Source organism: Herpetosiphonaceae bacterium, from assembly GCA_036374795.1.
Taxonomy (GTDB): Bacteria; Chloroflexota; Chloroflexia; order Chloroflexales; family Kallotenuaceae; genus LB3-1.
This window is the reverse complement of the sequence record DASUTC010000224.1, coordinates 1-4,229: the sequence shown is the minus strand read 5'-3', so window position 1 is coordinate 4,229 and position 4,229 is coordinate 1. Positions and strand designations below refer to the sequence as shown.

At 61.4% G+C, this 4,229-nt stretch carries 5 protein-coding genes; 4 read left to right on the top strand and 1 reads right to left on the bottom strand.

Features of this window, described 5'->3' with window-relative positions:
• Positions 1 to 566 (top strand): SDR family NAD(P)-dependent oxidoreductase (locus VFZ66_17000; GenBank protein HEX6290885.1); only part of this gene is annotated, 566 nt, incomplete at its 5' end.
• A gap of 186 nt (positions 567 to 752) precedes the next feature.
• Positions 753 to 1,523, top strand: a complete 771-nt coding sequence (locus VFZ66_16995; protein ID HEX6290884.1) for a hypothetical protein — start codon at positions 753 to 755, stop codon at positions 1,521 to 1,523.
• Between the two features lie 178 nt (positions 1,524 to 1,701).
• Here the strand turns inward: VFZ66_16995 and VFZ66_16990 are convergent, their stop codons facing one another.
• A complete protein-coding gene (locus VFZ66_16990) occupies positions 1,702 to 1,890 on the bottom strand; it encodes an ABC-2 family transporter protein (protein HEX6290883.1) in 189 nt (62 codons plus the stop codon).
• A 544-nt stretch (positions 1,891 to 2,434) separates the two neighbouring features.
• Between VFZ66_16990 and VFZ66_16985 the strand changes: the two genes are divergently transcribed.
• Together VFZ66_16985 and VFZ66_16980 are read left to right on the top strand one after the other, a co-directional pair.
• Positions 2,435 to 3,430 carry an ABC transporter substrate-binding protein gene (locus VFZ66_16985; protein ID HEX6290882.1) on the top strand — a complete coding sequence of 332 codons (996 nt, stop codon included), beginning with the start codon at positions 2,435 to 2,437 and terminating at the stop codon, positions 3,428 to 3,430.
• Between the two features lie 87 nt (positions 3,431 to 3,517).
• The coding region (locus VFZ66_16980; protein HEX6290881.1) for a cache domain-containing protein at positions 3,518 to 4,229 on the top strand (712 nt) is incomplete at its 3' end.

Genomic DNA, 4,229 nt, shown 5'->3' with positions numbered 1-4,229 from the left:
GTGTCGACCTGCTCGTCAACAACGCTGGGGTGGCCGTAGGTGGTACGTTCGAGCAGATCAGCGACGACGACTTTGAGTGGCTGTTTGGGATTAATTTCCGTGGCGTGGTGCGGATGACTCGTGCCTTCCTGCCGCTGCTGAAGGCCAGTGATGACGCGCGCATCGTGAACCTATCGAGCGTGTACGGGTTGATCGGGCCACCCAGGCAAACGGCCTACGCGGCCAGTAAGTTTGCCGTACGTGGGTTTTCCGAGGCGCTGCGGCATGAGCTGAAGGGCTCGCGGGTCGGCGTCACCGTCGTTCATCCCGGCGGGGTGGCGACCGCCATCGCGGACAGCGCGCGGGTCCCGCTGGGTGTATCCGCCGAGGAGGTGGCACGTCAGCGGGCCGCAGCGCGCAAGCTGCTGAAATTGCCGCCGGAGGTCGCGGGCGAGACGATCGTGCGAGGCATCGAGCGCCGGAAAGCGCGGGTGCTGGTCGGCACGGATGCGAAGATCATCGCGGTGCTTACGCGCGTGGCACCCGTCTCGTATTGGCAGCTCATCGAGCGACTCCTTTCCCGATGAGCACGGCGGCGCCGAGCTTTTTGCCCAGGGCTGCCCGCTCGGTGAAGGAGTGCAGCAGCCCACGATGCCGCGCCGTACTGCCCGGAGCCTGCTCACATCGTCTCTACTGTGAAGGTGCCAGGGTCGGGCACGGGCGAAGGGTGGAGCGATGCCCCGCTGCCAGAAGTCACGTGAAAGGATGGAGCCATGTTCAGCGTCAGTGACCGTCAGCGCATTCGCGACCGGGTGCTCCACCTGGCTGCATCCGATACGCGAGTCGTCGCTGGAGCGATCGTTGGTTCGCTCGCGCACGATGAGGGCGATCGATGGTCCGATCTCGACCTGACGTTTGCGGTCGCAGACACCATCCCGCTGCATGAGGTGCTTGCAGACTGGACGCGCGTCATCGTCGATGAGTTCGACGCGACGCACCTGTTTGACCTGCCCAGCGGAGCAACGATCTATCGAGTCTTCTTGCTCCCTGGCTGCCTCCAGTTTGATCTCTCGTTCACGCCGGCATCCACATTCGGGGCCAGCGGCCCGAAGTTCAAGATCCTCTTCGGAACTGCTGTGGAGAAGCCCTACGCCCCATCGCCATCCGCGCACGAACTCTTCGGCTACGCCGTGCATCACGCGCTGCGCGCGCGTTTTTGTATCGAGCGGGGTCGCTCCTGGCAAGCCGAGTACTGGATCAGCGGCGTGCGCGACTATGCGCTCAGCCTTGCGTGTCGTCGACGCGGCCTGCCAGCGGTTCATGGCCGGGGATTCGATGATCTGCCTTCCGAGGTGCGCGTCGGCTTTATGAGTGCGCTGGTAACGTCGCTGGAGCGCGATGCGCTCATGGGCGCACTCGGCGGCGCCATCGAGGGACTATTGCGCGAAGCCAGTGAGGTTCGCGTGCTGGCGGCGAAGGTCGAGCCGCAACTGCGCATGCTGACCGCCGCACCGGACCACGCAGGCAGTGCCGATGCGCAGTGATCGCGCGCCGGAGCGCAGCCTCGATCGCGCGAGCCTTGCGTCGACTGTCTGATGCGTTGCGTACGCCACCTGACGTTGAACATATGCTGGCCGCAGCAAAACCAGATCGAGCAGACCATAGTGAACGCGACGCAGACGAGCGCGCTGCCGAGGACGATTCCCTGTAGCGTCATGCGTTCTAATCCGCATCGGTTCGTCGGAAGATGTTGACATAACGGAATGACACGAGAAACTGCGTATCGATCGCTTTGATCAGGTTAAAGTCCTTCGTTCCCGTACGGATGCTCTCGTCGATCCGGTTGAGATTGGGCTGCAAAACGGTTCCGATGAAGCCTTGAACCAGCGTAAACACGCCTACGACGACCATTCTGACAGCGTTGAATACCGATAATCTGAATAATCATCCAACTGCTTCGCGCCGAACTGCGAGCGGCTGAGATTCGCCCCTGAGAAGTCGGCGCTGACGAACACGGCTCCATGACAGATCGCCTGAAGCGACAAGCTACACGCGCTCGTGACGAATACGCCGCCTCGTTAAGGCCAGTCTCGTTGATCTACCACGTGCCGGGAGCACATAGCCATCTTGGCGGCGGCACGATAGCCCTCAGGACCTACGGGCAATCCTTGACGCCGATAGGCCGGGTGCTCATGATTCGAGGAACATATTTGGACCGCTTAAGGAGTCTCATGAATTCACCCCACATCACCCCCGATAGAACCTCGTCCTCCTCCCTTCCTGCTCACTGGCGCGTGCCTGAACCTCTTTGACGAGCCGCTCGTGGCGCTTCGGCGCTCTCGTGCCGCCACGTCATGCGCGGCTGCTCCGCTGTGCTGCCGTAGCGATACATCCAATGCTCAAAGGAAATGCCATGAAGCCCCACCCACATGTATGTGCTCCCACGAGCACCCTGATGCTCATCCTCTGTCTGCTCGCCGCGCTGGTGCTTGCCGGTTGTAGCTCCGCTGCTCCAACGGCGCGTACGCCCCTAACTCCTGCGACGATCCGCGTCCAGCTTTCATGGCTGCACACGATCGAGTGGGCCGGATTCTATGTCGCAGAGGAGCACCACTACTATGCCGATCAGGCGCTCAGCGTACGCCTGACACCCGGCGGTGAGGATGCCCAGGGGAACTATATTGACCCGATCGAGGTGGTGCTGCGCGGCGACGCTGATTTTGGTGTGGCAAGCGGCGGTAATCTGGTTCAGGCAAGGGCAAATCGTGCGCCGGTGGTGGCAATCGCCTCGATCTACCAGCGCCATCCAATGGCGTTCACGTCGCTGGCTGAGAAGCAGATCACGAAGCCGCAGGATCTGATCGGCAAGACCCTTCATATCTCGCCCGACAGCAAATTGCTCCTGGACGCCATGCTGCTCGCGAGCGGCGTCGATCCCGCGCAGGTTACGACCGAAGATCGCACCGACTTTACGGCTGCGCCGCTGATCAACGGAGAGGCGGACATCATCGACACGTTTATCACGAACGAGGTCGTCACGCTTAAGCTGGAAGGCCACGCGATCAACAATATTCTGCCGGTCGAGTACGGTGTTGAAGAGTATCCAAACGTGATCTTCACGACCGAGAAGATGATCGCCGAGCATCCCGATGTCGTCGAGCGTTTCCTGCGGACGACGCTCCAGGGTATGCAGACCGCCGTGGAGAATCCTCAGCAGGTCGCGGCGCTGGCCGTACGCCACGATCCGTCTCTGGAGCTGAGAAAAGAGACTGAGGCGATGTATCAGTCGGTGCCGCTGCTCAAGCCGATGGGCAGCCAGCCCGGCCTGATGACCGCGAAGACGTGGGATATTACCTACCAGATCCTCCGCGACCATGGCATGCTGAAGCAGCCGCTCGACATCAAGGCCGCATACACCCTGGCTTTTCTGGACAAGATCTACGCGCAATAGCGTCGGCTGGCGGGCAACGTCCAGTACGGCGCGACAGCGCAGGCGATGAGGCTTGCAGGCCAAACCATTATCTCTGTAGGATACTTCATGAGCACACCCCCCATGACACATGTCGAATCCGAGCGAACGCTTCCATTCTGGCACCAGCTGCGCTGGCGTCTGGTTGCCAGCTTCGTTCTCCTGGCAACGGTGCCGCTTCTGACGGCGACGGTCTTTACGCTGATCGGGATGCGGGCACAAACAGAGCAGCAGGTCATCAACCAGCTAGAGTCGGTCGTTGAGCTGAAGCACGATCAGATCAACCGGTGGCTCGAGGCCAATGGGCTGGTGATGGATAGCTTGCTTGGTCAGCCCAACCAGCGTGCGCGCCTGGTCAACCTTGCGGCAGCGCCAGCGCCTGACTCGTCCGAGCAGGCTGCCGTGAGCGACGCGCTGCACAACCTTGCGGTGCTGCACGCCATCGACGGCGATCCGTACTTCCATCGGTTCTTGCTCTACAATCGCGCCGGACGGATCGTGGCCGCCTCCGACACGACCGATATTGGCAAAGTGGTGATGAATCAGCCCTATTTTGCGAGCAGCTTGGAGGAAGCGTATGTGCAGCCGCCATACTACGCGGTGGGCAGTGATACCCTGAGCATGATCATCACCCATCCGCTCCGCGATCAACAGGGGCAGACGATCGGCGTGCTGGCGGGGCAGGTTAACCTTCAGGCGCTCGGCCAGATTATGCTGACGCGCACCGGATTGGGCGAGAGCGGCGAAACCTATCTCGTCAGCGAGGAAAACAACTACTTGC